Here is a 273-nt window from a genome sequence, read left to right as displayed (position 1 = left end):
ACAACAGAAGGGCGGACACGATGGCCACCGCCACCCAGGCGAGGGCGGTGCGTTGGGGCTGGCTGAGGGTCATCATCGGTGGCTAAGAAGGGCGCCGATTGTCACTGAAGTGGCGGCGCCCCCCGCTCGACCAAAGTCGCAAGCCGCGCTCGCAGCGCCCCGGCATCGGGGGCGTCGCCACGTGCGGCCAGGTAGGCGGCGAGGTCGGCTGCCGCAGCGGCATTGGCGCCAAGCGCGGCCAACGCCAGCCCACGGTCACGCTTCTCAACCGGG

General features: G+C 71.4%; 1 protein-coding gene. It reads right to left on the bottom strand.

Going from position 1 to position 273, the window contains the following annotated elements; all coding sequences use genetic code 11:
* Positions 1–101: 101 nt before the first annotated feature.
* Positions 102–273, bottom strand: a 172-nt coding sequence (locus RZA33_RS19975) for a tetratricopeptide repeat protein (RefSeq protein WP_416337892.1), incomplete at its 5' end; no start/stop codon positions are given.

Source organism: Halovibrio sp. HP20-59, from assembly GCF_033052795.2.
Taxonomy (GTDB): Bacteria; Pseudomonadota; Gammaproteobacteria; order Pseudomonadales; family Halomonadaceae; genus Vreelandella.
The sequence above is the reverse complement of the archived record's forward strand: the minus strand, read 5'-3'. Positions and strand labels throughout refer to the sequence as shown.